The organism is uncultured Bradyrhizobium sp. (assembly GCF_936928535.1).
Classification (GTDB): domain Bacteria; phylum Pseudomonadota; class Alphaproteobacteria; order Rhizobiales; family Xanthobacteraceae; genus Bradyrhizobium.
Genome location: NZ_CAKZHY010000097.1, coordinates 70,712 through 95,898, shown reverse-complemented (window position 1 = coordinate 95,898; position 25,187 = coordinate 70,712). Strand labels below are relative to the sequence as shown.

The window sequence follows — 25,187 nt, the reverse complement described above, 5'->3', positions numbered from 1 at the left end:
AAATCGCCGGCAGCGGTTTAGCAGGTCAAGTGCCCTTCTCGCAAGCACGGCGGGGACTTCCAAATCGATCAAGATGCGGCGATTTTGCCGGAATGCCCGTCATTCTGGCACAGCCGTGCCGATTCGACGCGGGGCGCGGTCGGCGCTCTCGTCCTTGAGCGCCACGCCTGTGACTCGACGCGCCAGCCCCTCGCGGATGAGCCAGGCGATCTTGTGGGCCGCCTCGTCATAGTCCAAGCCGGCCTTGTGAATGTTCGACACGCAATTGCGCGCGGCATCGCTCAGGCCCGGTTTCGGTGCGAAGGTGAGATAGGCCCCGAGGCTGTCGGGCGCCGACAGGCCCGGTCGCTCGCCGATCAGCATCAGGACCATGCGGGCGCCGATGATGGCACCGATCTCGTCGCCAAGAGCAACCCGCGCGCCTGAGGCGACGATGATCTGGCCGATCGTGACAGCATCCCCCTCGCCAAGCCGCGGCAACAGGCTTTGCAGCAGCGCGATCGCATGGACATGGACCGCTGCAGCCGACAATCCGTCACCGATGACGATCGCAAGCTGGGACGGTGCTGCGGCAGTCTCTTCCAGCGCCGCGACGGAACCGGCATCGAGCTGCCGTCCGAGATCCGGCCGGCGCAGATAGTCTCCGCGATCGGCGGCGCGGCTGTGGACCTCGATGGCACCAAGGCCGAGCGCCCTCAGCCCGGCAATCAAACCCGGCGCGTCGAAGGCGGCATGCACGGCATCGCGGGCGCGGGCGTGCGCCAGCGTGAAATCGAGCAGCGGCCTGGTCGGCAGGCTCACGCCGCTACGCCCGAGCGCAACACGCGCGGGCGTGAACGATTTGAGATCGATGATCGGGCGTGCCGGAACGGGCTCGTCGCTCATTCGGCAGGAACGGAGGCTTCGCGCAGCCGGATCGAATAGTTCGAGGCGTTCTGCCTGCCGCTGGTGGCGGCCCGCGCAAAGGTGATGAGATGATGCGCGATCATGGTGCAGCCGATCAGGCCCTCCATGTCGCCGCGCTTGATGCGTCCGAGCGCGAATTTCCAGAACACGCGCCTGTAATCGCCGAGCACGCCGACCTTCCAGAAGATGTTGCGCAGCATGACGAGGCCGCGCCGGATATTGGCCCAGGTCTTCATCTCGTCCGGCACCGGCATCTTGAGGCGATGCACATAGACGTTGTCGCATTGATACTGGAAGCGCTCGTAGACCTTCTCGGGCTCATAGGCGACACTCATGGCGTGCTTCCAGGACGCGACGACCTCGTCATAAGGCAGCAGGAAGTCGACGTTGGAATCGCGCCCCTCATCCTCGACCAGGCGCCCCTCGCGCTCGAGACGGTCCCAGAGCGGCGTCTTCGGCAGGGCCTGAAGCAGGTTGATGGTGAGCAGCGGAATCCTGGATTCCTCGACGAAGGCGAGCAGCGCCTCGGATGTGTTCGGCTTGTCGGTGTCGAGCCCCATGATGATGCCCGAGACCACCTCCATCCCGTAGGAATTGATGGTGCGCACGCCCTCGAGGATCGGGACCATCATGTTGTGGTCCTTGTGCATGGCCTTGAGCGCGTCCGGGTCCGGCGTCTCGATGCCGCAGAAGATGGTGATGAAATAGGCATCGCGCATCTTCTTGAGGATCTCCGGCCGCTTGGCGATGTTGAGCGTTGCCTCGCAAGCAAGCCGCACCACGTAGCCCGTCTTCTTTTGCCACTCGATCAGATGCGGCAGGAGATCCATCGCGGCCTTGCGATTGCCGATGAAATTGTCATCGACGAAATAGACGGTGTCGGTCATGCCGCATTCGCGGAGGCGATTGAGCTCCGCGATGATCTGTTCCGGCGACTTGATACGCGGATTGCGGCCGTAGAGGCCGGGGATGTCGCAGAACTCGCACTCATACGGACAGCCGCTGGAATACTGGATGCTGCCGAGGAAATAGCGCTTCACGTCGGCGAGCTCATAGGCCGGGATCGGAAACTCCGTCATCGGCACGCGGTCCTTGGTGGTGAGCACCACCTGATTCTCGGGGCGTGCGGTGTCGCGCGATAGAATCTCGATCAGCTGATTGGTGGCGTCGCCGAGCTCGCCGACGTGGAGATAGTCGAACGATGGATAATAGTCCGGGCAGGCGCTGACGGAGGGACCGCCGAGCGCGACCGGCAGGTCGAACTCATGGGCACGGCGGCAGATGTCGTTCATCTGCTGGCGCTGGATGTGCATGCCGCTGACGAAGACGGCCTCCGCCCATTCGAACTCTTCCTTCGTAGCACGGCGGAGGTTCTCGTCGACGAATTTGACCTGCCATTCCCTAGGCAGGTAGGCCGCGAGCAGCAACAGGCCCTGCGGCGGCATGAAGGCGCGGACGCCATCGGTCAGCGGGTAAGCGTGCTCGAAGGTGCCGAAGGACGACGTGTAACGCGGAAAGACGCAGAGAATTTGCCGGCTCGTTCCGTTGCTTTCAGCGCGCATCGAACTTCCCCCAACCACGTTCCACTGACGGTCCTGACGAGGTCTCCAGAAACATAGCGTAACGCTGCGACCGGAATTCCTCAATATTGTGGCAGCGAACTAATTCTTGAGACGCGCCAAGGGTTTCCCGGGTTCACGCCGGCTCGGGAGGCTTTTGGCCGGGTTTTCCCGCGTCAGGCGATCAGCCGCGAGGCAAAATCGGGCAAGAGGCCTGCATCGCCGGCAAGGCGGAAGTCCGCCCCGGCAATGCCTGATCGCACCAGCCAGTCGTCGAACTCAGGCGCGCGGGCCAGACCGAAGACGTCGCGGACATAAAGCGCGTCATGGAAGGAGGTGGACTGGTAGTTGAGCATGACGTCGTCGGCGCCGGGCACCCCCATGATGAAGGTGACGCCGGCCGCTGCAAGCAGCGTCAGGAGATTATCCATGTCGTCCTGGTCCGCCTCGGCATGGTTGGTGTAGCAGATGTCGATGCCGAGCGGCAGGCCGAGCAGCTTGCCGCAGAAATGATCCTCCAGCCCTGCCCGGATGATCTCCTTGCCGTCGTACAGATATTCCGGACCGATGAAGCCGACCACGCTGTTGACCAGCAGCGGGGCATAGCCACGGGCCACCGCATAGGCGCGCGCCTCGCAGGTCTGCTGGTCGACGCCGTGATGGGCGCCCGCCGACAATGCCGAGCCCTGGCCGGTTTCGAAATACATGACGTTGTCGCCGATCGTTCCGCGCTTCTGCGACAGCCCGGCCGCATGCGCCTCCTTCAGCAGCGCGAGGTCGATGCCAAAGCTGCGGTTGGCGGCCTCGGTGCCGGCGACCGACTGGAAGACGAGATCGACAGGCACGCCCTGCCCGATCAGCGACAGCGTCGTCGTGACATGGGTCAGCACGCAGCCCTGCGTCGGGATCTTCAGCCGCGCGATGATCTCGTCCAGCAATCGCAGCAATTGGCCGATCACGGCCGGATCGTCGCTCGCCGGGTTGATGCCGATACAGGCGTCACCGGCTCCGAGCAGCAGCCCGTCGAGGATAGAGGCAGTGATCCCCCGGGCATCGTCCAAGGGATGATTGGGCTGCAGCCGCGTGCTCATCCGGCCCTTCAGGCCGACGGTGTTGCGGAAGGTGGTCACGACCTCGCACTTCCGCGCCGCCAGGATCAGGTCCTGGTTGCGCATCAGTTTCGAGACCGCGGCCGCCATTTCCGGCGTGATGCCCGGCGCGAGCTTGCGCAAGACCTCGGGCGTCGCGGCGTCGGACAGCAGCCAATCGCGGAAGGCGCCGACCGTCAGCGAGGCCACCGGCGCGAACGCCCTGACGTCGTGGCTGTCGATGACGAGGCGGGTGACCTCGTCGGCCTCGTAGGGAATGACCGCTTCGTTGAGGAATTGACCAAGCGGAACGTCTGCCAACGCCATCCGCGCGGCGATCATCTGCTCGGCACTGCCGGCGGCAATGCCGGCCAACCGGTCGCCGGAGCGCGGGGGCGTTGCCTTGGCCAGGAGGTCGCGCAGATCAGGAAAGGTGTAGGTCGTGGCGTCGATGGCGTGGCGGTAGACCAAAAGCCCCTCCTGAAATCGTCGGCCAGTGACCGACTCCCGTCGGTCCTGAAGGCGGCGCTGGCGTCAGGGAATCCGCGCTCGGCAGCTTATTTGCACACCGATGTTCGGGACACTCCCGACGATCCCCGACGCCGGCCTGCCGGAAGCCGATAGGATATCCCCATCTCACTGACATAGCTCGTATATCCTACGACCTTCGGCGCACATCCCCGACTTGCGCGTTAACGCCGCGTCCATCTTCATTCTGCATAATTTTACGTCAATTTTATACGACCGCACACCACCGGCCGATCCTGGCCATCTGGGCCCAAACACCATGCAAATCGATCGATCTGGGAATGCTGCCGGCCTGGCAGGCCGTTTCTCGCTTGCCACCAAGCTCTATGCGATCTTCGCGCTGTTCGCCCTGCTGACCGCGGCGATCGCGACGCTGTCCGACTACAACAGCCGTCGCGGCGCCGAGCTGACCAGCGCGATCGAGACGGCGAATGCGGCCGCGCTGAACGTCGAGCGCGTCAACTCGCTGGTCTATGCGGTCGTGATGGAATCGCGCGGCGTCTACATGTCGACGGACCCGAAGGTCGTGAAGAAGTTCGGCGACGGGCTGCTGAAGTTCAACGATAAGATCCTGGGCGTGGTCAAAGGCTGGGAGGGCATCGTCAAGGCCGACGATGCCGAGCAGTTCGCAACCTTCAAGAAGCGCATCGAGCAATTCGTCGAGTTCCGCAAGGAGCTGGTCCGCCGCGGCGTCGAGATCAATGCGGCGGCGGGGCGCGAATGGGGCGACAACGACGCCAACCGCGCGGTGCGATCGGCGTTGAACAAGGATCTCGAAGCGCTCTCCAAGGTCTATGCCGAACGCGCCAGGCAGATCTCGCGTGAGACCGAGACCAACCGCATGCTGTCGTTCGTGCTGACCTGCCTCGGCGGCGTGGCGCTGGCGCTGGTCGTGATCGGCATCATCATCATCGCCCGCTCGATCGCCCGGCCGCTCGCCGCGATCACCGCGACCATCAAGCAGGTCGCCGACGGTGCCGAGAATGTCGTGGTGCCGCACGCGGGCCGCGCCGACGAGATCGGTGCGCTCGCCCGCGCCATCGAAGTGTTCCAGGACGCGATGGGGCGCAACCGCAACCTCGCCTCGCAGGTCTCCCAGGATGCCGCGGCCCGCGAAGAGCGCGCGCATCACATCGAACAGTCAGTCGAAGCGTTCCGCGAAGCGATCGGCGCGATCATGCGCGGGCTCAGCGATAATGCCTCGGTCATGCGCGAGACCGCGCAGACCATCACCCGCGTCACCGCGGATGCGAGCAGCCGCGCCGGCACCGCCGCAAATGCCACCGAGCAGGCCTCGCACAACGTCACCGCGGTCGCCGGTGCGGCCGAGGAGCTGTCGGCGTCGGTGGAAGAGATCGGCCGCCAGGTGCGGCAGAGCGCGAGCGCGGTCGAGCAGACCGGCCAGCGCACCGAGAAATCGATCGCCGAGATCGAAAGCCTCGCTGCCGCCACGCAGCGCATCGACGGCGTGCTGACCCTCATCCAGACTATCGCCGAGCAAACCAACCTGCTCGCGCTCAACGCCACCATCGAGGCCGCCCGCGCCGGCGATGCCGGCCGCGGCTTTGCCGTGGTCGCGCATGAAGTGAAAGCGCTGGCCGGACAGACTGCGAAGGCGACCGCCGATATCAGCGAGAACGTTGCGATGATCCAGTCTTCCACCCGCAACGCGGTCGACGCGGTGCGCGAGATCGGCGGCGCGGTGCGCGAAATCAACGAGGTCACCTCGGCGATCGCAGGTGCCGTCGGCCAGCAGGACCAGGCCACGCGCGAGATCTCCTCCAACGCGCAGAGCGCAGCCCAGGGCAACGAGACGCTGGTCGCCAACATCACCTCGCTGCGCGACGCCATCGGCGAGACCGACACGGCGGCCTCCTCGGTGCTGACGGCTGCAAGCGGCCTGACCGCGACCGCGGACACGCTGTCGCGCGAGGTGGAGAAGTTCTTCCAGAATTTGCGGTCGGACAGCCACATCGCCAAGGCGGGATGACGGCGCGGCCGCCGTCTGCGACGACGGCGGTAGACCTGTCCGACAAAGTCCTGAAAACAACCCCATGCACAGTAGGCAGAGCCAGCCTGATCAATGGCTTGACCGCGCCCTTTGGTTGAATGCGGATTTTGCAAATTTTAATTTGTCGCGTCAGGCAAAACACTGGCATGATGTCACCATGGCCTTGTGAAGCTTCCCCCGAAAGTACCGACGCATAGCCGCGCGATGCAGCGATTCACATTTCCATGAGTCCTGAGCTTGGTCGGCGCGGCCGATAGCGGCAAGCCTATTGCATCTGGCGCAGGGTTGATCTTTCGTCACATTGCCCAAAAACAAGACCAAAAAGGGAAATCCCATGAGCAAGACGCGGCGCGTTCTCTCGGCGCAAATTGCCCACGAGACCAACACTTTCTCGATCGTTCCGACGACGCTGGAGGACTATCGCAGGCGGCTGTTTCTGCGTGATGCCGAGATCGCCGCGGCGCTGGCCGCGACACGGATGGAGATAGCCGCGCATCTGGCCGCAGCCAAACATTACGGCTGGACCCTGGTGCAGCCGGTCGCCGCCGCAGCCACCCCGTCCGGAAAGGTGACGGCCGAGTGCTGGGCCGAACTGCAGCGCCTGGTCTTTGATGCCTGTGAAACGGGGCCGTTCGACGGCGTCATCCTCGCGTTGCACGGCGCGATGGTGACCGAGACCGACGACGACGCCGAGGGGGCGCTGCTCGAAGGCTTGCGCAAGCGGCTCGGCGAAACGATCCCGATTGCCATAACGCTCGATCTGCATGCCAACGTCACCGAACGCATGGGCCGGCTCGCCAGCATCATGCTGCCCTACCGCACCTACCCTCACATCGACCAGTATGAGACGGCGTTCCGCGCCGCTGAACTGCTGCGGTCGGCGATGGATGGCACGATCCGCCCGAGGGTCTTCCGCCTGCAGGGACCTCTGCTCGACGGATGCAATCACGGACGGACCCAGGGCGGGGTGATGAGCGACCTGCTGGCGCGCGCCGCGGACATGCAGGCGCAGACGCCTGGCCTTTTGTCCGTCGATGTCTGCGCGGGCTTCAGCCGCGCTGATATTGCCGAGGTCGGTCCCAGCGTTCAGGTCACCTTTGACGCCTCCCACAACGCCGCCGAAGCCGCCGCGCGGCAGGCCGCCTCCGCACTCCAGGACGAGATGATCCGCCGGCGCGCCGAGGTCACCGTCACGCCGCTCGACTTGACGACCGCGATGAGGCTTGCCGCCGCAGCCGCCGTCGATGTCACGGATACCCGTCCCCTGGTGATCGCCGACTTCAGCGACAACCCGGGTTCGGGCGCCTACGGCGACGGTGTCCGCCTGCTGGAGGCGTTGCTGCAGGCTGAAATCCGAAGCGTGCTGTTCGGCGTCCTCGGCGACGGCGAAGCCGCGGCGCGCTGCCATGCCGCCGGCCTTGGAGCCAGCCTGGATGTCGTTGTCGGCGCCAAGCGCCATCCTGAAAGCTACGGACCTCCGCTCACGCTCACCGGTCGGGTGACCGGCCTGTCGGACGGCGCCTTCGTATGCGAGGGGCCGATGAACGCCGGTCAGCCCATGACGCTCGGGCCCACGGCCTTGCTCGAAGTCAACGGCATCTCCATCGCGATTTCGACCAACACGCTGCAGACCTACGATCAGGAAATGTTCCGGATCGTCGGAGCAGAACCGGCTCAATTCCGGATCGTCGCAGTCAAGTCAGCGCACCACTTCCGGGCCGCCTTCGGGCCGATGGCCAAGGAGGTGATCCTGGCCGATAGCGGCGGCCTCGCCACCAACGACCACAGCAAGCTTTCCTACCGAAAAGTCCGCCGTCCCATCTGGCCGCTCGACGAGGTCTCGCCAAGTTGAATCTCGCCGCGCGGACTTCGTCAGTTGCTGATCCCGCTTTGACTTGCCGCCGTTACCGCGAGCTTCCGGACTGATCGACAAAGATCCTGACGCGGCCGACATCCTCGACCTCGCGATAGCGGCTGAGTTCCGCCTTCAGTTCGCGATCCGAATTGGCCCAGGCTAGCCAATCGAACGGGAATGAACTCAACAGATAAGTATCGACGTGGACGACGTTGAGCCGGCCGTTCCCGGAAAGCGCAGTTGAGAACATTTGGAAACAATCTGTTCACCACCAGACATAGTTGTACAAAACACATATACAACCCCGTAGAACCACGTGATACCTTCTAGTTGAGGCGACGCGACGATACACGTTCGCCGCTACATTTGGAAGTTTGGAATGTTCAGTGCGTTGACGTGCGTGCGAGCCGCGGAATCGCCCAATCGCATTGGGTTATCGGAAGAGCTGCACAAAGCCGATTTAAACGCGCTGGGAAACAGCGGAACGTTCCACCGGTGGACCGAGAGATGCTGCTGGTTGATCGGCATCGCGGCGTGCAGTGTCGCGGCATTCCTGATCCTGGCACTGGGCGTCGGGATCGAAACTGACAGCCTTGGCGCATCCATAGCGCTGACCGCATTTTTCATCTTCATCTACGTTTTCTATGGCAGGTATCGCCCGGCGCCCATTCTCTCGAACATATCCGGCGCAGTGGCCGTCCTTTTCCTTTCGATCGGGATGGCTGGAATTATGAGCCTTGCAGGGCTGCGATGCCGTTTCCCCTTGATTGACGGCACGCTTGCAGAGATGGATCGCTTCCTGGCGATTGATCTCCCATCGACCATGGTATGGTTCGCGGATCACCCGGCGCTGTCGAATCTGCTCTGGATTGCCTACGCGAGCTCCTTCGTGCAGTTGTTCGGACTTGTCGTGCTTCTCGCGGTTCTGCGTCGCGAAGACAAGCTTTGGGAACTGGTCTTCGTTTGCAGTCTGACAATCGTTGTCGCCGCCGCGTTTTCGATCGTGTGGCCCGCGATCGGTGCTTTCGCTCATTTCGATTATTCGCCCGATATTCTCGAAAAACTGCCTCCCGGCTCAGGCACGTATCATCTCGCGAAGTTCGACTACTTCAGGAATGCTTCGTCACCGGTGATCTCGTTCACCAGTCTGCAAGGCGTCGTGACCTTTCCATCGTTTCATTGCTGCCTCGCGCTCATGACGATATTCGCAGCGGCCGGAATCCGCTGGCTGTTCTGGACCCTCACCGCCTGGAATGCGCTGGTGCTGATATCGACTGTTCCGATCGGGGGCCATTACGTCATCGACCTGGCAGGCGGCGGGCTGCTGTGGCTGATCGGCGTCGCCCTGGCAATCGCACTCGGCCGATCCGCTCGGCGAAGGACGCCGCCTCGTCGCCTGCAGATCATCTCCGAGGTGAACGCGTGAACTCGAGGCGCGTGAACAAGACCTGAGCAGCGCCCGCGAATCGCAGGGCGCGACAGGTCGCTATTGCGGGACCCCGGGCAGAGATTGCTTCGACAACGAAAAGCCCCGGCACGCGGGCCGAGGCTTGCGATCCAGCTCGCGTACATCCGGCGAACCAATCGTCGAGGGGACACTAGCTGCGAATTTTGAACAGATGATGACGAAGTTCGCTACCGACAAAATGTCGCGCCGGTCGGAACTCACTCCATCGCATCGCGAAGATAGCGTTCGACCCGTTCGAGCAGATGATCGATCGAATCATTGGCGGTATCGAGCATCAGATGGTCGCGATCCCAGGGTTCGTAGTGCCTGGTGACGATGTCCTGCCAGGTCGGCAGTCGGAGACCGGGAATGTCTGAGCTGCGCAACTCCGCCCGCTGCCGGTGCAAAGCCGGATCGCTGCAGATCACTTCGATCTCGGCGATGGGGACTGACGCATGTCGCGCCGTCTGCCGCCAGCCCTCGCGGCTGGCCAGCACCGGATTGACGCAATCGGCGACGACCACGCGACCGAGCCGCAGGTTTTCGGCCGCCAGCGCGTTGGCGATGACGTAACCCAGCGCGCCGAATTCATGCCCCGCCGCGCGCAAAGACTGCTCGATCGCATCGACGCGGAGATAGCTCGCCGCACACCGTCGCGTCAGTTCGCGCGAGAGCGTAGTCTTCCCGGTGGCGGGAAGGCCGCCGAAGACGATGAGCATGGGTTTGCCTGTCATGCATCATCATCCACCGGCGCAGCTGGACCTGCAATGGTCCCGGTCGCAAACGGCTTCAGAGCAGCATGGAGGCCATGGCAATCAAACCGATCGCCGTCAGCCCCCAGACCAGCGAATGCAAAGCCCACGGCTGCATCGTTGCACCCCGTCCGCATGTGCTGCCGATGACAGGAAATGCCCGGACGCAGTGCGTGGATTGAGATAGATCAATAGCCGAATATGAGCGCGGAGACGGCAGCCACCGTGAAAGCACCGGCCGCAACAACAACGACTCGTATGATCAACTCGCTGCCCATGCCCGAAATTAACCTATGATAATATCGCGCGTCTGTGCAGTTTGTGCCAAAATGCTCGTTCGAACATTGACTTGAGTCAGCAACGAATGTTCAGCCGACCGGCCCCGGCGTCCAGTCATCCCCAGACAGCGGCCTGACCGTGACGTCGGGAATGACGCCAAGCTCCATGCTCGGATCGAAATGGCGCATCGTTCGCTCGTTGAGGTCGATGACGCGGCCGGGCCTGAGCGGCCCCACGTCGTTGATCCTGACGATGACCTTCTTGCCGACGGCCTCGACGAGCGCAAATTTCGGTCGCGCCCCGAATTGGACCCCGCCGAACTTCTCGCGCAGGCTCGTTTTGATCGCGGCTGTCCATCTCTCGGGATCGTAACGTTCGCCGGAAGCTGTTGTCGGGCCGCCCTCCTCCTTGCCGGGCTTGAACGGGTTATAGGTGGATGCCGCGCCGACGATCGCCTTCTCACAGGCGGCTTCGACCACGGCACTTGATTGAACCCCAACTGTTTCACTACGCGCAACATTGACAGAAACGGCAAGCGCAACCAGGGCGCCGCAAATCGCGGCGCTCGAGCGGAACACCATTACTTCTCCTTCGATTTTTCGTGCGGTTCCGGATCCGCAGAACATGGCCAAGCGAACGCGTCAGCGTTCTTGAACTTGCGCCAGTCTCTTGCGAATTCGCGCCAACCCCCGGCTTTGAGGAACCGTTGCGAGAGCCTGAGCGGCTCCCACGTGTTTTCGTTATCGCCGTCTAAGACAGGGAATGAGTCAGCAACATGACCTGCGCGGTCGCCCCCCGGAGTCTTACGCACTCAGCGGAGAGGAAATCGCGCAACACCCCCGTGAAAGCCGCACTGCCGCGGAACCAGATCGTCGTTTGGAACAGGAGGCCCTAGCCTCCGATCGTTCCGCCGCGCTTGATCAGTTCCTTGCCGATCGCGGCGAGATGCACCTGATCCGGGCCGTCACCGATGCGGATGAAGCGGGCATAGACATAGGCGCGCGCGAGGAATGTATCCTGCGAGACGCCGGCAGCACCGTGGATCTGGATGGCACGGTCGATCACGCGGGCGGCCATGCTCGGCACCACGATCTTGGCGGCGGCGATCAGGTCGCGCGCGGCCTTGTTGCCCTCGCGATCCATCTTGTCGGCGGCCTGCAACGTGAGCAGTCGGGCCTGCGCGATCTCGCAGAAGGAATGCGCGATGTCCTCGCGCACCGAGCCCTGCTCGGCGAGCGGCTTGCCGAAGGCAATGCGCGAGACGGAGCGCTGGCACATCAATTCCAGCGCGCGCTGGGCGCAGCCGATCAGCCGCATGCAGTGGTGGATGCGGCCGGGACCGAGCCTACCTTGCGCGATCTCGAAGCCGCGTCCCTCCCCGAGCAGCATGTTCTCTGCGGGCACGCGGACGTTCTCGTAGACGATCTCGGGGTGGCCGACCGGCGCGTCGTCGTAGCCGTAGGTGAGCATGTCCCTGACGATGCGGACACCGGGCGTATTCCTGGGCACCAGGATCATGGATTGCTGACGGTGACGATCGGAATCATCGGGCGCGGTCTTGCCCATCACGATCAGGATCTCGCAATCCTCGTTCATCGCGCCTGAGGTGAACCATTTGCGGCCGTTGATGACGTAGTCGTCGCCGTCGCGCCTGATCGCACACTGGATGTTGGTGGCATCGCTGGAGGCGACCTGCGGCTCGGTCATCGAGAAGCCGGAGCGGATGCGCCCCTCCAGCAGCGGCTTCAGCCAGCGCTCCTGCTGTGCTTTCGTGCCGTAATGGCTAAGCACCTCCATGTTGCCGACATCGGGCGCCGAGCAATTGAAAACCTCCGGCGCCCAGAGGATGCGGCCCATGATCTCCTTCACCGGCGCATATTCGAGATTGGTCAGGCCCGGACCGTGCTCGCCTGACAGGAACAGATTCCAGAGCCCCTGCTCCCGCGCTAGCTGCTTGAGGTTCTGCAAGACGGCCGGCGTCCTGTAGCGCGCGGCTTCCGGCTTGACCTGCTCGTAATAGAGCTCCTCGACCGGCTCGACATGCTCGCGCATGAACCGGCGGACACGCGCCTGCAGCTCCAGCGAACGGGTGGAGTGTTGAAAGTCCATTTTGATTCTCCCGCTCGCCGATCTTCGCGCCAGTCTCGCAGGGTGGGGAAAGCGAAGCGTGCCCACACATCTGTTTCCGTATCGAGGAGGTGGTGGGCACGGCGCAAGAGCGCCTTTGCCCACCCTACGATACCGAGCTCGCGGATGGAGTCCCGCCCCTCGCGTCCCCTTGAGCAGATCGCTCGCCACCAGCGCGTCAGCTCAGCGGAGTTCCGCCAGATGGTCTTGCGTCGAGTTGCTGTTCACTCGACGCTTCGCTTCGAGCCGGCGTAGGAACGCCGCAGCAGAGCGTACAGGCTGCCGCCGGTGGCAGCGCCCAGCAGATAGACGACCAGGGTCTGGACCGCGAGCGGCAGGCTGAGATTCATCCTGAAGAACGAGATCGTGACCGTTTCGAAATTCTGCGCGGCGAAGATCACTGTCGCGGCGACGAACAGCACGATGACGGCCGTGTAGAGCCAACGCATGACGCTGCCGCCTAGCGCCGCTGCCGCAGGCTGAGGCCAAGGCTGACCCACCCGGCACCGGCCATGATCAGGTCGATGCCGAGAAACAGGCCGAGGATGTAGACGCTGTTGACCGGCCAGCGCGCCACGATCAACAGACCGAGCAGCAGCGTGATGGCGCCGGAGAGAGCGACCCACACCCACGGGCTTTCGCGCTTCATGCTGAAGGCGAGAAACAGCCTGACGGCGCCGGAGGCGATCAGCGATGCGCCGAGAAACAGCGTCAACAGGACTGCCGCAAACAGCGGATTGTCGAAAGTGAGCAAGCCGGCGATGACATAGAGCACGCCGAGCAGCACCCAGATCAGGAACTTGCCCCAGCTCTTCATCTGGAAGGCGCCGATGACCTCGGCGACACCGGCGACGATCATCATGACGCCGACCACGAGCACGCTCGCCACTGTCGCCATCACGACGCTGCCGAGCGCGACGAAGCCGGCGATCAGGTAGACAACGCCGAGGGCAACGATCCAGCCCCATTTGCCGTGCAGCGCCGCGATGCCGGAGCCGAGGCCCAAATGGGATGAGGTATCCGAAGCAGACGTCATGACGCACCTCCTGCATGTGATGCCCGAGAGCACATCTCAGGATAGCACAATTCCGGGACCACAGCCAGCAGAGCAGCCCGGCGGCCTCCAGCGTTGACGCAGATCAAGCGTGGAAACGTTCCATGTCGAGCTCGGCCTTGAGGTTATCGAGATCGCGATAAATTGAGGCAACCGCGAGCACCCGGCCGCCCTTGCGGTATTTCAACAGGCAATCCCTGTCCTTGATGCTGCCGTCGATCGCGATGTCGTCAAAACCCTCGGCGTGGCCGACATAGTTGATCGACACGTCATAGTGCTGGCTCCAGAAGAACGGCACGGCGTCGAAACGCTCGCGCCTGCCGAGCATGTTGCGCGCCGCGGTCTGGCCCTGCCGCTCCGCCACCACCCAGTGCTCGACGCGGATGGTCTGCCGGGAATGCGGATCGGGCCAGCGCGCGATATCGCCGGCCGCGAAGATTCCGGCGACGCTGGTCTCCAGATATTCGCTCACGCTGACGCCGTGATCGACGGCCAGCCCCGCCTGCTCCGCCAGCGCAAGGCGTGGCTTGACGCCGATGCCCGCTACGACGAGATCGGCCTCGATCACGCCGCCGCTCTTCAGCCTCGCACTGATACCGTCGATCTTCTCCACGGCATCCTTCAGATGAAAGACGACGCCGTTCTCTTCATGCAGTGCGCGAATGAAGTCGCCCATCTCGGAGCCGAGCACCTTCTGCATCGGCCGCTCCTCGGGCGCGACCACGTGAACCTCGATCTTGCGCGCCCGCAAGGAGGCCGCGACCTCGAGCCCGATGAAGCTGGCGCCGATCACCAGCGCGCGTTTGGCACTGCCTGATGCCTTGATGATCGCGCGGCTATCGGCGACGGAGCGCAAGGTGTGGACATGCGGCTGGTCGGCACCCGGTATCTGCAGCCTGACCGGCTCCGCGCCGGTCGCGAGCAGCAGCCGGTCGAACGGCAGCTTGTCGCCATTGCCGAGCATGACGCTGCGCGTCTTCGGATCGATCGCCGAGACATTGGTGTCGAGACGCAGGTCGATGCCGGCGTCCCGATAATAGTCCTCGCCGCGCAGCGGCAGCCAGTCCTCCGGCGCGTTGCCGGCAAGATAATCCTTGGACAGATTGGGTCGGTCGACCGGCATCGCGCCGTCGCTGTTGAGCATGGTGATGGCGCCGGCAAAGCCCTCGCGGCGAAGCGTCTCGGCCGCCGCAAAGCCGGCCGCACCGCCGCCGACGATGACGAATTTCTCGCCCGTCGGCGCGCTGCGATGAGCCGTTGATGGTTTCGGCGCCTCACGCTTGCGCTGAACGACGATCCTTTCGCCATCCCGCGCGACGTCCCACACCGCCAGCGCGCTCAGCGCCGGCGGCCGTGTGGCTTCGCCCGTGCGCACGGCGAAGCAGGCGTGATGCCAGGGGCAGCGGATGGTGTCGCCAACCACCAGCCCTTCGGCGAGCGGCCCGTGATAGTGGCTGCAAAGCGGCTCGATCGCAAAGATCTCGCTGCCGGCCTGCACCAGCAGGACGTCCTCCTCGCCGACATGGCCGAGCAATTTTCCGTCCTTGAAGTCGGAGAGCGAAACGCCCTTGGTCAGATCAGGTCCGCTCGGCTTTTTGTCCTCGGTCATGGCGTCGTCTCCCTGGCGGCTCAACACGCAGCTCAGGATTTGGACGGCGCCGGCGACGAAAAGTTCCCCCGATCGTGAAAATCAGGACGTCGCCTTGCGCACGTCCAGCACCGCCTGCGCCCATTCGGCCGGCCGTTCCTGCGGCAGATTGTGGCCGGCACCGGCGAAGACGCGCCGCTCGAAAAAGCCCTCGAACTTCTTCGCGTGGTGGGCTGTGCCCGGGTTGACGCCGTCGCTGTCGCCGTCGATTGCGATGGTGGGGACGCGGACCTGTGGCTGCGCCGCGAGCCTCGCCTCGATCGCGGCATAGGCGAGATCGCCTTCGACCAGCCCATAGCGGTGGCGATAGGAATGGATCACGACATCGACGAAGTCAGGATTGTCGAACGACACCGCGCTTTTCTCGAAGGTAGCGTCGTCGAATGGCCATGTCGGCGACCACATCGCCCAGAGCTGGCGGGCAAAGCCGCGCCGGTTGCGCTCCAGCGCGCGGCGGCCGCGCTCGTTGTGGAAGAGGTATTGATACCAGAGCGCCGCCTCCTCCGATGGCGAAGCCGGCTCCATCGCGCGCGCGATGTTCTGGATGTTGTAGGAATTGCCGGAGACGAGCCCGACGACGCGCTCGGGGTGCAGCACCGAGGCGATGCAGGCCGCGCGGCCGCCCCAATCATAACCGCCGACGACCGCGCGCCGAATATCGAGCGCATCCATGAAGGCCAGCAGATCGGCGCCGAGCGCCGCCTGTTCGCCGGAACGCAGTGTCTGAGCCGAGCGGAACCGCGTCGGCCCATAGCCGCGCAGCCACGGCACCAGCACCCGCGCGCCGGCTTGCGCGATCAGCGGCGCGGCCTCGGCATAGGCGTTCACGTCATAGGGAAAGCCGTGCCCCATGATGCAGGGCCAGCCATCGAGCGCGCCGTAGTCGAGATAGGCGATCTCCAGAACGTCAGTCGTGACGGATTTGTACTGCATGCTGCCCACTCGATCCCGCGGCAGAGCCTAACTCGCACCCGTCGGTGATCCAACTGCTTTTGCGCATCGTTGCTGCCGCATCACAGTCGAGGTGCTGCATATGGTCTATGTCTCCATGACCGGCTTCCGCCCACGCGGCATCGCGCAGTTGCCGCGATTTTGGTGGCGAACGCTCCAGTCGCTGGCGCAGGCGCGTCGTGCGCCCGGAGTCGTTTTGGTCCAGGCCAGGATCGTCGACGGAACATATCACACGCTGACGGCATGGTCGGATCCCGCCAGCATGCGCGAATTCGTCGCGAGCGGCGCACACCTCAAGGCCATGAAGAACTTTCGCAACCTTGGGGCCGGCAAAGTGTTCGGCTACACCTGCGACAACATTCCGGCCTGGTACATTGTGTACGCGCTCTGGAAATTGCACGGCCGGGAGGTTTGAGCCGGCCGCCTCAGGCGGCCTCGACCGGCATGGGCGCCATGCGCGGATCTGCCTCGAGCAGCCGCGATGCCTTCGCGTCGTCGATCATGCGGTTCACGATCTCGACCGGCATCGGCCTGCCGAACAGATAGCCCTGGACGCTGTCGCAGCCTTCCTCGCGCAGGAAGTCGAGATGGCGCGTGGTCTCGACGCCCTCTGCCAGCACGGGGATGTTGAGACTGCGGCCGAGTAGCAGGGTCGCCTTGACGATCGCAGCCGCGTGCACGCTAGTCTCGACCGCCTGTATGAAGCTCTTGTCGACCTTGATCTTGTCGAACGGAAACGCCTGCAGCGTCGACAACGAGGAATAACCAGTGCCGAAATCGTCCATGGCAACGGTGACTCCAATCCCTTTCAACGCCAGCACGACCTGGAGCGCGTGCTGGCGGTCGGCGATGATGCCACTCTCAGTCAGCTCGACCTCGAGCCGCGAGGGCGCCAGTCCGGTCTCCTTCAATATCTCGGCCACACGCCGCGGCAGATCGTGATTGAGCTGCATCGGCGCGACGTTGACGGCGACCTTGAACGGCAGGCGCCATTGCGCCGCGGTGGTGCAGGCCGTCCGCATCACCCAGTCGCCGATCTCGATGATCAGGCCTGTCTCCTCCGCGATCGGAATGAAGGCGTCGGGTGGTATGCGGCCCTTCTGCGGATGATTCCAGCGGATCAAGGCTTCGAAACCGACGATGCCGCCGGTGTTGGTGTCGTTCTGTACCTGGTAGTGCAGCTCGAGCTCGTTGCCAGCGAGCGCGCGCTTGAGGTCGATCGCGAGCTCGGCGCGGATGCGGCTCGCTTCGTCCATCGACGGTTCATACGTGCAGATCTTGCCACGGCCGAGGCTCTTGGCCCGATACATCGCCAGATCAGCGCGCCGGGTGAGCTCATCGCCCGCCTGTCCGTGCTCGGGAAACAGCGCAACGCCGATGCTGCAGCCGACCGCGAGCGTCTGATGCTGCCACTCGACCGGGTCCAGCACGGTGTTGCGCAGGCGCTCGGCGAATTTGACCGCCTCACCGCGGGCAAATACGTCGTTTTTCACGGCGACGAACTCATCGCCGCCGGTGCGCGCGAGAAATTCGCCCGGCTGCAATTGTCCGGCGATGCGCTGGGCGATCTGCTGCAACAGATGGTCGCCGCCGACATGGCCATGGACATCGTTGATGTCCTTGAAGCGGTCGAGATCGATCGCCAGAACGACCACGCGTGCAGTGTCGTCGCCGCGTCCGGCAAGCAGATTATGCAGGCGCTGCACCAAGCCGTTGCGGTTCGGAAGGCCCGTCAGCGGATCATGCATCGCCAGATGCCTGAAGCTCTCGGTGGCCTCGTTGGCGGCCTGCAGGTCGATCGCGTATGCAGAGGCCGCCATCGCCATCATCAGGCTGACGCCGACGATCACGCTGGTGATCATGAAGGTGTCCGACAGCGTTTGCGGCGGCACGGCCACGTCGAACACCGGATACACTGTTACCGCAGCCATGCCGACGAAGTGCAGCGACAGGATCGCCAAAACCATCGCCAGCGCGCCGCCATATTTGCAGAAGCGCGTGATCGGCCGCGCGATGCGATTGGCGGCCACCGCGCCGAAACCGGCCGCGAATACGACGGAGAGCGCGACGAGCGGATAATTCCAGCCAAGCACGCCGGGAATTTCGAACGCCGCCATGCCGGCGTAATGCATCGCGGCGATGCCCAGACCGAAGATCGCGCCGCCGCCCTCGATCGCGGGTCCCAGCCGCGTGCGGGTGGTGGTGTAGAAGCCGACCCAGGCAAAGATGACCGTGATCATCAACGAGGCGAAGGTCAGCCCGGGCTCGAAGGCGCGCGCGGCTTGCGCGTTGTAGCCGAGCGTCGCCGCAAAATGCGTGGTCCACACGGTGCCGCCGGCCACCAGGCCGGACAGGAACAGCAGGTTAAAGCGCCGCGCGCCACTGTTGCGCCGGACGCGCGCGAGCAACCGCATGGCCAGCAGCGACCCAAGCACACAGACCAGCACCGCGACCGCGACGTAGCGCAGGTCGTGTTGGGCGGGCAGACAGGTCAGGGCTTGCCACATGCGAAATTTTTCTCCCGTACAGAGCAGATACGAGGCAGAGACGCGATCGGATCAGCTGACGTCCAGACAGGGTTAGCGGCGCGTGAACGCCGCCCCGCCTGCGTTTGCTCGGCGATCGATCCAGCCATGTGCAGCATTAAGCGCCGGTATAAGCAGGCGAAATCCGTCAGAGCGGGCGGTCTACACGATAAAGAAACGGTTGGTGATGGCGGCAGCTTTGTTGCGAGCGGGAACTTTGGTCGCATGATACCCCCGCTTGTCGCAGGCCGGCCGGGCACTTAAAACGAGGGACTCATGGAGTGATCCGGATGGCTGCGCCTGTCGTTATGGATGGGACATGTCAACCGAGGCTGCATGACGACCGGTCTTCACGCTGTGAGCAGGCCCTTGTGGCATAGCAAGCCTGCGGCGGCTCTCCGGCGGGACCGGCCTCGAAGGTTTTCAGGCGAAAGGCCCAAGGCGATCGTGGAATGGGCTGAATTGATCGGACGCGTCGCGGCCCATGGCGATCGGGGCGCGTTCAAGCTTTTGTTCGAGCATTTTGCTCCGCGCGTGAAGGGATTCCTGGTCAAGACCGGGATGAACGCCGACGCCGCGGAGGAAATCGCGCAGATGACGCTGCTGGCGGTGTGGCGGAAGGCGGCCCAATTCGACCCGGCGACGGCAGGTGCGGCTGCATGGATCTTCACCATCGCGCGCAATCTGCGGATCGATTCCGCCAGGGCTGCGGCGCGGCAGGCCAAGGCCGCGGTTAGCGCAGAACAGCATCAGACGCCCGATGTTATGGACTCGCCGGAGACCATGATGACAAGGCGCGACGACGTCTCGCGCGTGGCCGCAGCGCTCGAGCGATTGACGGAGGAGCAATCCACGGTGATCCGGATGTCGTTTATCGATGAGCAGCCACACGGCGAGATCGCGGCAAAGCTCGGGCTTCCGCTCGGAACGGTCAAGTCTCGCATCAGGCTTGCGATGGCGCGGCTCAGGGACCTCTTGGACGATTGACATGACCATCAACCATCATCCCCCTGAAGATCTGCTGGCGGATTTTGCCGCAGGCCGGCTCGACGAGGCCGATCGCCTCGTCATCGGCGTCCATGCCGCGCAATGCCCGCGCTGCCAGCGTTTCATCGCCGCGATCGAGCAGCTTGCGGGGGCCGCGCTCGAACAAGCCGCGCCGGTCGCCATGGCGGACGACGCGTTCGCGACCATCATGGCTGCGATCGACGAGCCCGACACGGCATCGGCGCGGGCGCCGGCCGCTTCGCAGCCAGTGCCGCTGCTTGACGACGACCTGCCCGAGATGCTGCGCAAATGCCAGTTCGCCAGGAGCCGCCGCGTGGCACCGGGCGTCAAGATGCAGCCGATCGTCCTGCCCGGCGCGGACAAGTCGCGCGCGTTCCTGCTGTGGTCCGCGCCCGGAACGCGCATGCTGGAGCATTCGCATACCGGGACCGAACTGACCCTGGTGCTCAAAGGCAGCTTCAGCCATCAGGGCGGCGATTTCAGGCCAGGCGATTTCGACTTCGGCGACGGCGAGGTCGATCATCAGCCGATCGTCGGCGGCGACACGCCGTGCCTGTGCCTTGTGGCCATGAGCGGCGACTTGCAGATGCACGGCTGGCTTGGCCGGTTGATCTCGCCCTTCGTGCGGCTTTGAACGCCATGATGTGATCCAGCCGCGCCGCGGCGTCGTTCTCCTGGCAGGCAATGCGGGAGGATGAGGCAATGAGCTGCGGCAGACGGACGGCACGGGACCCGATGATCGAGCGCTTGAGCGATCTTCTCGCCCGTGTCGGGCGCGGCGACCAGCGCGCCTTCGCCGAACTCTTTGCCGCGACGCGCAACAAGCTGCGCATGACAGCTCGCCCGATTGCGCCATCCGACGCGGATCTCGATGACCTGGTCCAGGATGCTTATTTGAAAATCTGGAAACATGCAGCGCGGTTCGATCCTGCCCGTTCGTCGCCGATCACCTGGATGTGTGCCATCATGCGCCACACCGCGATCGACGCGGCGCGGCTCAAGCAGGTGCCGATAGCGGACTTGGACGAAGCGCTGTCGGTGCCCGACGCCGCCGGCACCGAAGACGCATTCGACTACGATCTCGTTCAACCCATCGCAGCCCGCGCCATCCAGCGGCTTTCAGATCAACGCCGACTGTTGCTGTCGCGGGCCTATCTCGATGGCGAAAGCCGCTTGATGCTGGCAAAGCGCTTCGGCGTACCCGTCGGCACCATCAAGACCTGGCTGCGGCGCACCCTGGACTCGGTCCGGCGCGATTGCCTGAAAGCCGGGACCAATGATGCAGTCGCGCAGACCGGTTGAGCCGCTCAATTGAGCAGCCAGATGCTCGCATTGAGCAGCGTGGCGAACGCCACCCACGCTGCATAGGGCAGGAACAGCACCGCCGCAGCACGATCGGCGCGCCAACGAACGGCAATGAAGCCGACAATCGTGACGAGCAGGCCAACGATCACCGCAAGGGCGAGGTCGACGCGGTGCGCCGAGAAGAACACCGGCGACCAGGTGAAGTTGAGCAGCATCTGTGCGCTCCACAGCGCCATGCCAACGCCGCGTGGCGCCCTTTCCCAGGTTCGCCAGCCGGCCACGGCAATCAAGACGTAAATCACCGACCAGACCGGAGCAAAGATCCAGTTCGGCGGATTGAACGGCGGCTTGTGCAAGGCGGCGTACCATTCGCCAGGAAGGTTGATCGTCCCGATCGCGATCCCGATCCCGACAGTTGCGGCAACAAATGCCGCGAGCCTGCCAAATGACTGCATGTGTGGGCTATCCAAAACTGCTGCGCAACGTTCTCTCAACGCGCGGGCAGTGCACTTGGATCACCCGGAAGCCCAAACCTTCCGCGGCTATTTCTGCGGCCCGGACAGCGAGATGTCGCGTTCGGCGCGGAACACGTTGCTGTAGAGGTTGGCGATCCACTGCCGGCCGATCTCGGTCTTGTTGAGGTAGCCGATCTCGGTCTGGATGTGGGGTGCGACGCTGTTCCAGTAGAACTGCGGATAGCGGTTCACGATGTCGGCAGGAGAGTCGTAGCCGAGTTGGCGGTTCATGCCGACTTCCTCGAACTCATAATAGAGCGCGTTGGCCTTGCGCAGATAGTTGGGATCGCCGAGCTGCCCGATGAAATCGGCGGCGCGCAGGATCGAGGCCTCGTCGTCATATTCCTGACCCTGGCGAGCCGGAAAGCGTGTCCCTTCGATGGCGCGGGCAACCCGCTCACTGTCAACGCCACGGATCGGCGGCAACCGCCGCCGCACGAAAAGCTTCGACCGGTCAACGTGATACATCATCAGACTGGCATCGGATGCGCCGCGCGGCAATGACACCTTGGTGCCGGCCTCGTCGATGATGAAACCATCTTCGTCATCTTCGGGAAACAGCCCGCGGACATAGCCGATATCGTGCGCCAGGCAGGCGATCAGAACGTGAATGTAATCGTCGGCATCGATGTGGGCATGGAGATTGCGGCCCAGCATGATCGCCTGGGCCGCCAGCGTCACCAGCATGGTATGCTCGATATTGTGATAGAGCGCATCGCTGTTGCCGATGCATTCCATCGCGGTACGCGTCGAGGCTTCCACGACCCTGGCATAGGTCTCGTCGTACCTGCGACGCATGAACGAGCCTAGCAACTTCTCCAGGGATTCAGCCGCCAGTCGCGGTAACGTCATCATGGATGCAGCCCCGTCTGTCGGTGGTGTCCCACGGCAACTCCCGACGCCTCATTCTTGTCCTCGACGCAGGGTCCAGCATAGCCCAATCTGGGGCGGCTGACCAAATCCCGAAACAAAAATACGTAAATATGTTACTCCACCGCCGCGCCGTATTGCGGTTGCGGTCGCTGTCCGATGCATCCCACAGCCAGGCCGCGCGCGTACGCTTCCCAGCATGTCCAATGGCCGAGCGTTCATCTCGCGAGGAAGGCCATATAGGTCCGGGGGATCGCTGCGGCGCAGCCAGGGCCGCCTGCGCCAGACTGCGGACGGTCGCGTCAATTCCCTCGCGCGAGGCGCGCAAGCATCGCGTCGAACGCGACCTTGATCCCGTGGATATACGGGTCCTTGTAGGGAAATTCCGGATTCTGGTCGTGCACCAACATGGAGGCGTTGACCTCGAACACGACCAGACAGCCGTCAAGGTCCAATCCGCAATCGATGCCGAAATAGTCGAGACCGATGCGATCGCGAATGACTCGCAACGCCGCGATGTGCCGCGGGCTAAAGACCTGCTCGGGCGCCTGCAGGAAGTGCTCCTCCTCGGCCTGCATCCAGGCGTGACTGCCCATCTCCGTCGCATCGCGATGGAGCTTCCAGTCCTCGCCAATGGCCAGATGATAGGGTAGAATTTCCTCGCCCACGAACAAGAACCTGTACTTGCGGAAGTAGCCGTCTGCGGAACGATAGTCGATATAGTCGATCACGTAGCGGTCATGCGCCGCATGTGCCGCAAGGAACGAGATCAGCGCGGCGACATCCTCGAGCTTCTCGAAGAGATCGCCACCGTGCATACCGGCCGGGCGCGCCAGCAGCGGAAAGGCGAGCGCGAGGCCATCGGGTAGCCCCTCGCCGGCCGCGATGCGGACCGTGCGCGGAACGCGGCAGCCGTCGAGATCGGCGAGGGCCAGAGCCGTAGCGTCGCGCGTCGTGTTCTGGATCTTTGCGGGATCGTTGACGACAGGCTTGCCGAGGCTTCGTGCGATGGCCATGGCAAGAGGAAGCACCTCCGCGCCCTGGTCGGCATCGGAGACGAGATTGACGACCACATCGGCCTCCTGCGCCAACAGCGCGATATCAGGCTGGCGACCGGGCAGGAGCGACAGGATGCTGGTCTGGTAGGCGCAATCCTTGAAGAGGAATTCGACCGGCGTGTTGCCGAAGAAAGGGGCAAACAGCGCCAGCGCTCGAAACGCAGGCGGCGATTGGTTGGCTTGCCTGCGCAGGATGGGATGTACTTTCGCGGCGCGGGCGTAGGCGGCCTCGGCCTCGTCCTTTTCGCCGCGCGCCTGACGGATCGCACCGACCCAGTAGAAATTCTCGGCCTGCCCCGGCGCGAGTGCCACGGCACGCTCGAACTGCGCTACCGCCTCCCCGGTCTCGCCGAGCTCGAAGCAGACCTTGCCAAGCTGGCTGTGGAGATCGGCGTCGTCGGGCGTCTCCTCGATCAATTCCAGCAGCAAGGTCTTTGCGATCGCGAACTGCCGCGTCGCCATCAATGCCTGGACCAGATTCGTGCGCGACGGCCGATGGCCCGGATTGCGCCTGAGCGCCTCCAGGTAAAGCGAAATCGCATCCTGCATCATGCCGCTGCGCTGATGGACGATGCCGAGATTGCACCAGCAGGCGACGAGATGCGGCGCGATGCGCAAGGCCGCCTTGTAGTTCTCGGCCGCAGAACCGATGTCGTCGCAGAGCATGAACGCATTGGCGAGCGCTGCGTGGAGGTCGGCAATGCCATCGACGACGACACCCATCGACGCCGTGGCCGCAAGCGCGAGCCCGGCCTGAAATACCGCGATCGCGGGCCTGATCTCACCACGCCGGTAGTGCTCGCGCCCCGTGTGCAGCAGATCGGCGATGCTTGGCGCGCCGGCGGCAGGCAGCGCAAGGGCCATCGATGGTGACGTCATGAAGACTCCGGAGGTGACGCCCTGAAGGTGACACCATGCAGATTGATCGCCGGCGCGATGCCGTAATGATTGCCGCCGAAGGCACGCATGCGGCGCCACAGCTCATCGCTGGAGATGTCGAGCGGAATGTCGCAAGCTTGCTTGTAGCTACGACGCGTGTTGGTGCGACCGCTCCAGGACTGCGCGCAGCGCGGCATCAGCGAGGACTCCTGCGCCAGCGGTTCGGCCCACACCTCGAACATCTGCAGCAGATGCGCATAGCCGAGCTCGCCGAGGCGCATGAGCGTGCTGCCCGGCGGAATCGGAAACGACACCACGTCGAGGATCGCGCCGGTATCGACTTTTTCCGCCATGGCGTGAAAGGTCACGCCGAATGTCTCCGCGCGGTCATAGAGCGCGAAATGGGCGGGAGCCCAGCCCGGATAGTTCGGTGGCCCCGGATGGAAATTGTAGGCACCGTGGCCAAAGCGTGCGAGCAGGTCGGCCGGCACAATGACGCCGGAGGCGAACGCGACCAGCCTGGTGTTGCGGAGGGCCGAGGCATCGATGCTGCGTAGCTCTTCGATCCCGGACACGGCCCAGATCGCCAGATCAGGCCTGAAATTTCGCAGTATCCGCGACAGCGCCACCTGCTCGGCGGCCTCTGTCAGCAATGCAAGTCCCTCGACCATCGGTTCGGCTTCAGCAGCGTTGAAAGTGAGCCAATGTGTCGCGGGGTAGCGTTAACAGCGTGTTAATGAACCGCCGTTCGGCACGTCAAGGAAATACGGTGAAACAAATTTCCCGCGGCTGGACGCATTCGGTCACATCCGGGGGTCGGTG

The 25,187-nt window shown here is 63.9% G+C and carries 23 protein-coding genes; 7 read left to right on the top strand and 16 right to left on the bottom strand.

The genetic code is table 11. The annotated features are described in order from the left end of the window. Positions 1–99: 99 nt before the first annotated feature. The 3 genes from eutC to Q0687_RS19795 all read right to left on the bottom strand — a co-directional run bounded on the left by eutC (position 100) and on the right by Q0687_RS19795 (position 4,024). Positions 100–885, bottom strand: coding sequence for an ethanolamine ammonia-lyase subunit EutC (gene eutC, locus Q0687_RS19805; RefSeq protein ID WP_298880100.1), 786 nt, complete (start codon positions 883–885; stop codon positions 100–102). Beyond that, positions 882–2,468, bottom strand: coding sequence for a B12-binding domain-containing radical SAM protein (locus tag Q0687_RS19800; protein ID WP_298880097.1), 1,587 nt, complete (start codon positions 2,466–2,468; stop codon positions 882–884). The genes eutC and Q0687_RS19800 overlap by 4 nt, the downstream gene beginning before the upstream one ends. A 173-nt stretch (positions 2,469–2,641) precedes the next feature. Then, the gene (locus Q0687_RS19795) at positions 2,642–4,024 is read right to left on the bottom strand and encodes an ethanolamine ammonia-lyase subunit EutB (protein ID WP_298880095.1); all 1,383 of its coding nucleotides are present in this window, start codon (positions 4,022–4,024) and stop codon (positions 2,642–2,644) included. Between the two features lie 316 nt (positions 4,025–4,340). Here Q0687_RS19795 and Q0687_RS19790 point away from each other — a divergent pair, with 316 nt between their 5' ends. Both Q0687_RS19790 and Q0687_RS19785 read left to right on the top strand, forming a co-directional pair. Beyond that, positions 4,341–6,071, top strand: a complete 1,731-nt coding sequence (locus tag Q0687_RS19790; protein WP_298880092.1) for a HAMP domain-containing methyl-accepting chemotaxis protein — start codon at positions 4,341–4,343, stop codon at positions 6,069–6,071. A 355-nt stretch (positions 6,072–6,426) separates the two neighbouring features. After that, positions 6,427–7,944 (top strand): M81 family metallopeptidase, encoded by a 1,518-nt coding sequence (locus Q0687_RS19785; protein WP_298880090.1) that lies wholly within the window; start codon positions 6,427–6,429, stop codon positions 7,942–7,944. A 52-nt stretch (positions 7,945–7,996) separates the two neighbouring features. Here the strand turns inward: Q0687_RS19785 and Q0687_RS19780 are convergent, their stop codons facing one another. Continuing rightward, positions 7,997–8,197, bottom strand: a complete 201-nt coding sequence (locus tag Q0687_RS19780; RefSeq protein WP_298880087.1) for a hypothetical protein — start codon at positions 8,195–8,197, stop codon at positions 7,997–7,999. A gap of 129 nt (positions 8,198–8,326) precedes the next feature. On the opposite strand from Q0687_RS19780, the gene Q0687_RS19775 reads away from it, so the two are divergent. Next, positions 8,327–9,373, top strand: coding sequence for a phosphatase PAP2 family protein (locus tag Q0687_RS19775; protein ID WP_298880086.1), 1,047 nt, complete (start codon positions 8,327–8,329; stop codon positions 9,371–9,373). A gap of 239 nt (positions 9,374–9,612) precedes the next feature. On the opposite strand, the gene Q0687_RS19770 is transcribed toward Q0687_RS19775, so the two are convergent. The 7 genes from Q0687_RS19770 to Q0687_RS19740 all read right to left on the bottom strand — a co-directional run bounded on the left by Q0687_RS19770 (position 9,613) and on the right by Q0687_RS19740 (position 16,187). Next, a complete protein-coding gene (locus Q0687_RS19770) occupies positions 9,613–10,128 on the bottom strand; it encodes an AAA family ATPase (protein ID WP_298880085.1) in 516 nt (171 codons plus the stop codon). A gap of 386 nt (positions 10,129–10,514) precedes the next feature. Next, entirely contained in the window at positions 10,515–11,006 is a 492-nt protein-coding gene (locus Q0687_RS19765) for a septal ring lytic transglycosylase RlpA family protein (RefSeq protein WP_363323966.1), read from the bottom strand. A 310-nt stretch (positions 11,007–11,316) separates the two neighbouring features. Continuing rightward, positions 11,317–12,534 (bottom strand): acyl-CoA dehydrogenase family protein, encoded by a 1,218-nt coding sequence (locus Q0687_RS19760; protein WP_298880084.1) that lies wholly within the window; start codon positions 12,532–12,534, stop codon positions 11,317–11,319. Between the two features lie 242 nt (positions 12,535–12,776). After that, complete coding sequence (locus Q0687_RS19755; RefSeq protein ID WP_298880081.1) at positions 12,777–13,001, bottom strand: hypothetical protein; 225 nt, start codon at positions 12,999–13,001, stop codon at positions 12,777–12,779. Positions 13,002–13,012: 11 nt separating this feature from the next. Next, the gene (locus Q0687_RS19750; protein ID WP_298880078.1) at positions 13,013–13,588 is read right to left on the bottom strand and encodes an HdeD family acid-resistance protein; all 576 of its coding nucleotides are present in this window, start codon (positions 13,586–13,588) and stop codon (positions 13,013–13,015) included. Positions 13,589–13,691: 103 nt separating this feature from the next. Further along, positions 13,692–15,215: an FAD-dependent oxidoreductase gene (locus tag Q0687_RS19745; RefSeq protein ID WP_298880076.1), complete on the bottom strand. Its 1,524-nt coding sequence runs from the start codon at positions 15,213–15,215 to the stop codon at positions 13,692–13,694. 81 nt (positions 15,216–15,296) lie between these two features. Next, entirely contained in the window at positions 15,297–16,187 is an 891-nt protein-coding gene (locus Q0687_RS19740; protein WP_298880073.1) for an alpha/beta hydrolase, read from the bottom strand. A gap of 115 nt (positions 16,188–16,302) precedes the next feature. Between Q0687_RS19740 and Q0687_RS19735 the strand changes: the two genes are divergently transcribed. Next, positions 16,303–16,620: a hypothetical protein gene (locus tag Q0687_RS19735; RefSeq protein WP_298880070.1), complete on the top strand. Its 318-nt coding sequence runs from the start codon at positions 16,303–16,305 to the stop codon at positions 16,618–16,620. Positions 16,621–16,630: 10 nt separating this feature from the next. Here the strand turns inward: Q0687_RS19735 and Q0687_RS19730 are convergent, their stop codons facing one another. Then, entirely contained in the window at positions 16,631–18,712 is a 2,082-nt protein-coding gene (locus tag Q0687_RS19730; RefSeq protein WP_298880068.1) for an EAL domain-containing protein, read from the bottom strand. 465 nt (positions 18,713–19,177) lie between these two features. Here Q0687_RS19730 and Q0687_RS19725 point away from each other — a divergent pair, with 465 nt between their 5' ends. The 3 genes from Q0687_RS19725 to Q0687_RS19715 all read left to right on the top strand — a co-directional run bounded on the left by Q0687_RS19725 (position 19,178) and on the right by Q0687_RS19715 (position 21,040). Beyond that, positions 19,178–19,717 carry a sigma-70 family RNA polymerase sigma factor gene (locus tag Q0687_RS19725; protein WP_363323963.1) on the top strand — a complete coding sequence of 180 codons (540 nt, stop codon included), beginning with the start codon at positions 19,178–19,180 and terminating at the stop codon, positions 19,715–19,717. A 1-nt stretch (position 19,718) separates the two neighbouring features. Continuing rightward, the gene (locus Q0687_RS19720) at positions 19,719–20,372 is read left to right on the top strand and encodes a ChrR family anti-sigma-E factor (RefSeq protein ID WP_298880063.1); all 654 of its coding nucleotides are present in this window, start codon (positions 19,719–19,721) and stop codon (positions 20,370–20,372) included. Between the two features lie 101 nt (positions 20,373–20,473). After that, positions 20,474–21,040, top strand: coding sequence for a sigma-70 family RNA polymerase sigma factor (locus Q0687_RS19715; protein WP_298880060.1), 567 nt, complete (start codon positions 20,474–20,476; stop codon positions 21,038–21,040). 5 nt (positions 21,041–21,045) lie between these two features. Here the strand turns inward: Q0687_RS19715 and Q0687_RS19710 are convergent, their stop codons facing one another. From Q0687_RS19710 to Q0687_RS19695, 4 genes are all read right to left on the bottom strand, one after another. Next, positions 21,046–21,498, bottom strand: coding sequence for a TspO/MBR family protein (locus tag Q0687_RS19710; RefSeq protein WP_298880059.1), 453 nt, complete (start codon positions 21,496–21,498; stop codon positions 21,046–21,048). Positions 21,499–21,585: 87 nt separating this feature from the next. After that, positions 21,586–22,413, bottom strand: coding sequence for an HD domain-containing protein (locus Q0687_RS19705; protein WP_298880056.1), 828 nt, complete (start codon positions 22,411–22,413; stop codon positions 21,586–21,588). Between the two features lie 317 nt (positions 22,414–22,730). Beyond that, positions 22,731–24,365 carry a tetratricopeptide repeat protein gene (locus Q0687_RS19700; protein WP_298880054.1) on the bottom strand — a complete coding sequence of 545 codons (1,635 nt, stop codon included), beginning with the start codon at positions 24,363–24,365 and terminating at the stop codon, positions 22,731–22,733. Further along, on the bottom strand, positions 24,362–25,036 hold the full coding sequence (locus Q0687_RS19695) for a formyltransferase family protein (RefSeq protein ID WP_298880051.1): 675 nt from the start codon (positions 25,034–25,036) through the stop codon (positions 24,362–24,364). The genes Q0687_RS19700 and Q0687_RS19695 overlap by 4 nt, the downstream gene beginning before the upstream one ends. Positions 25,037–25,187 lie beyond the last annotated feature (151 nt).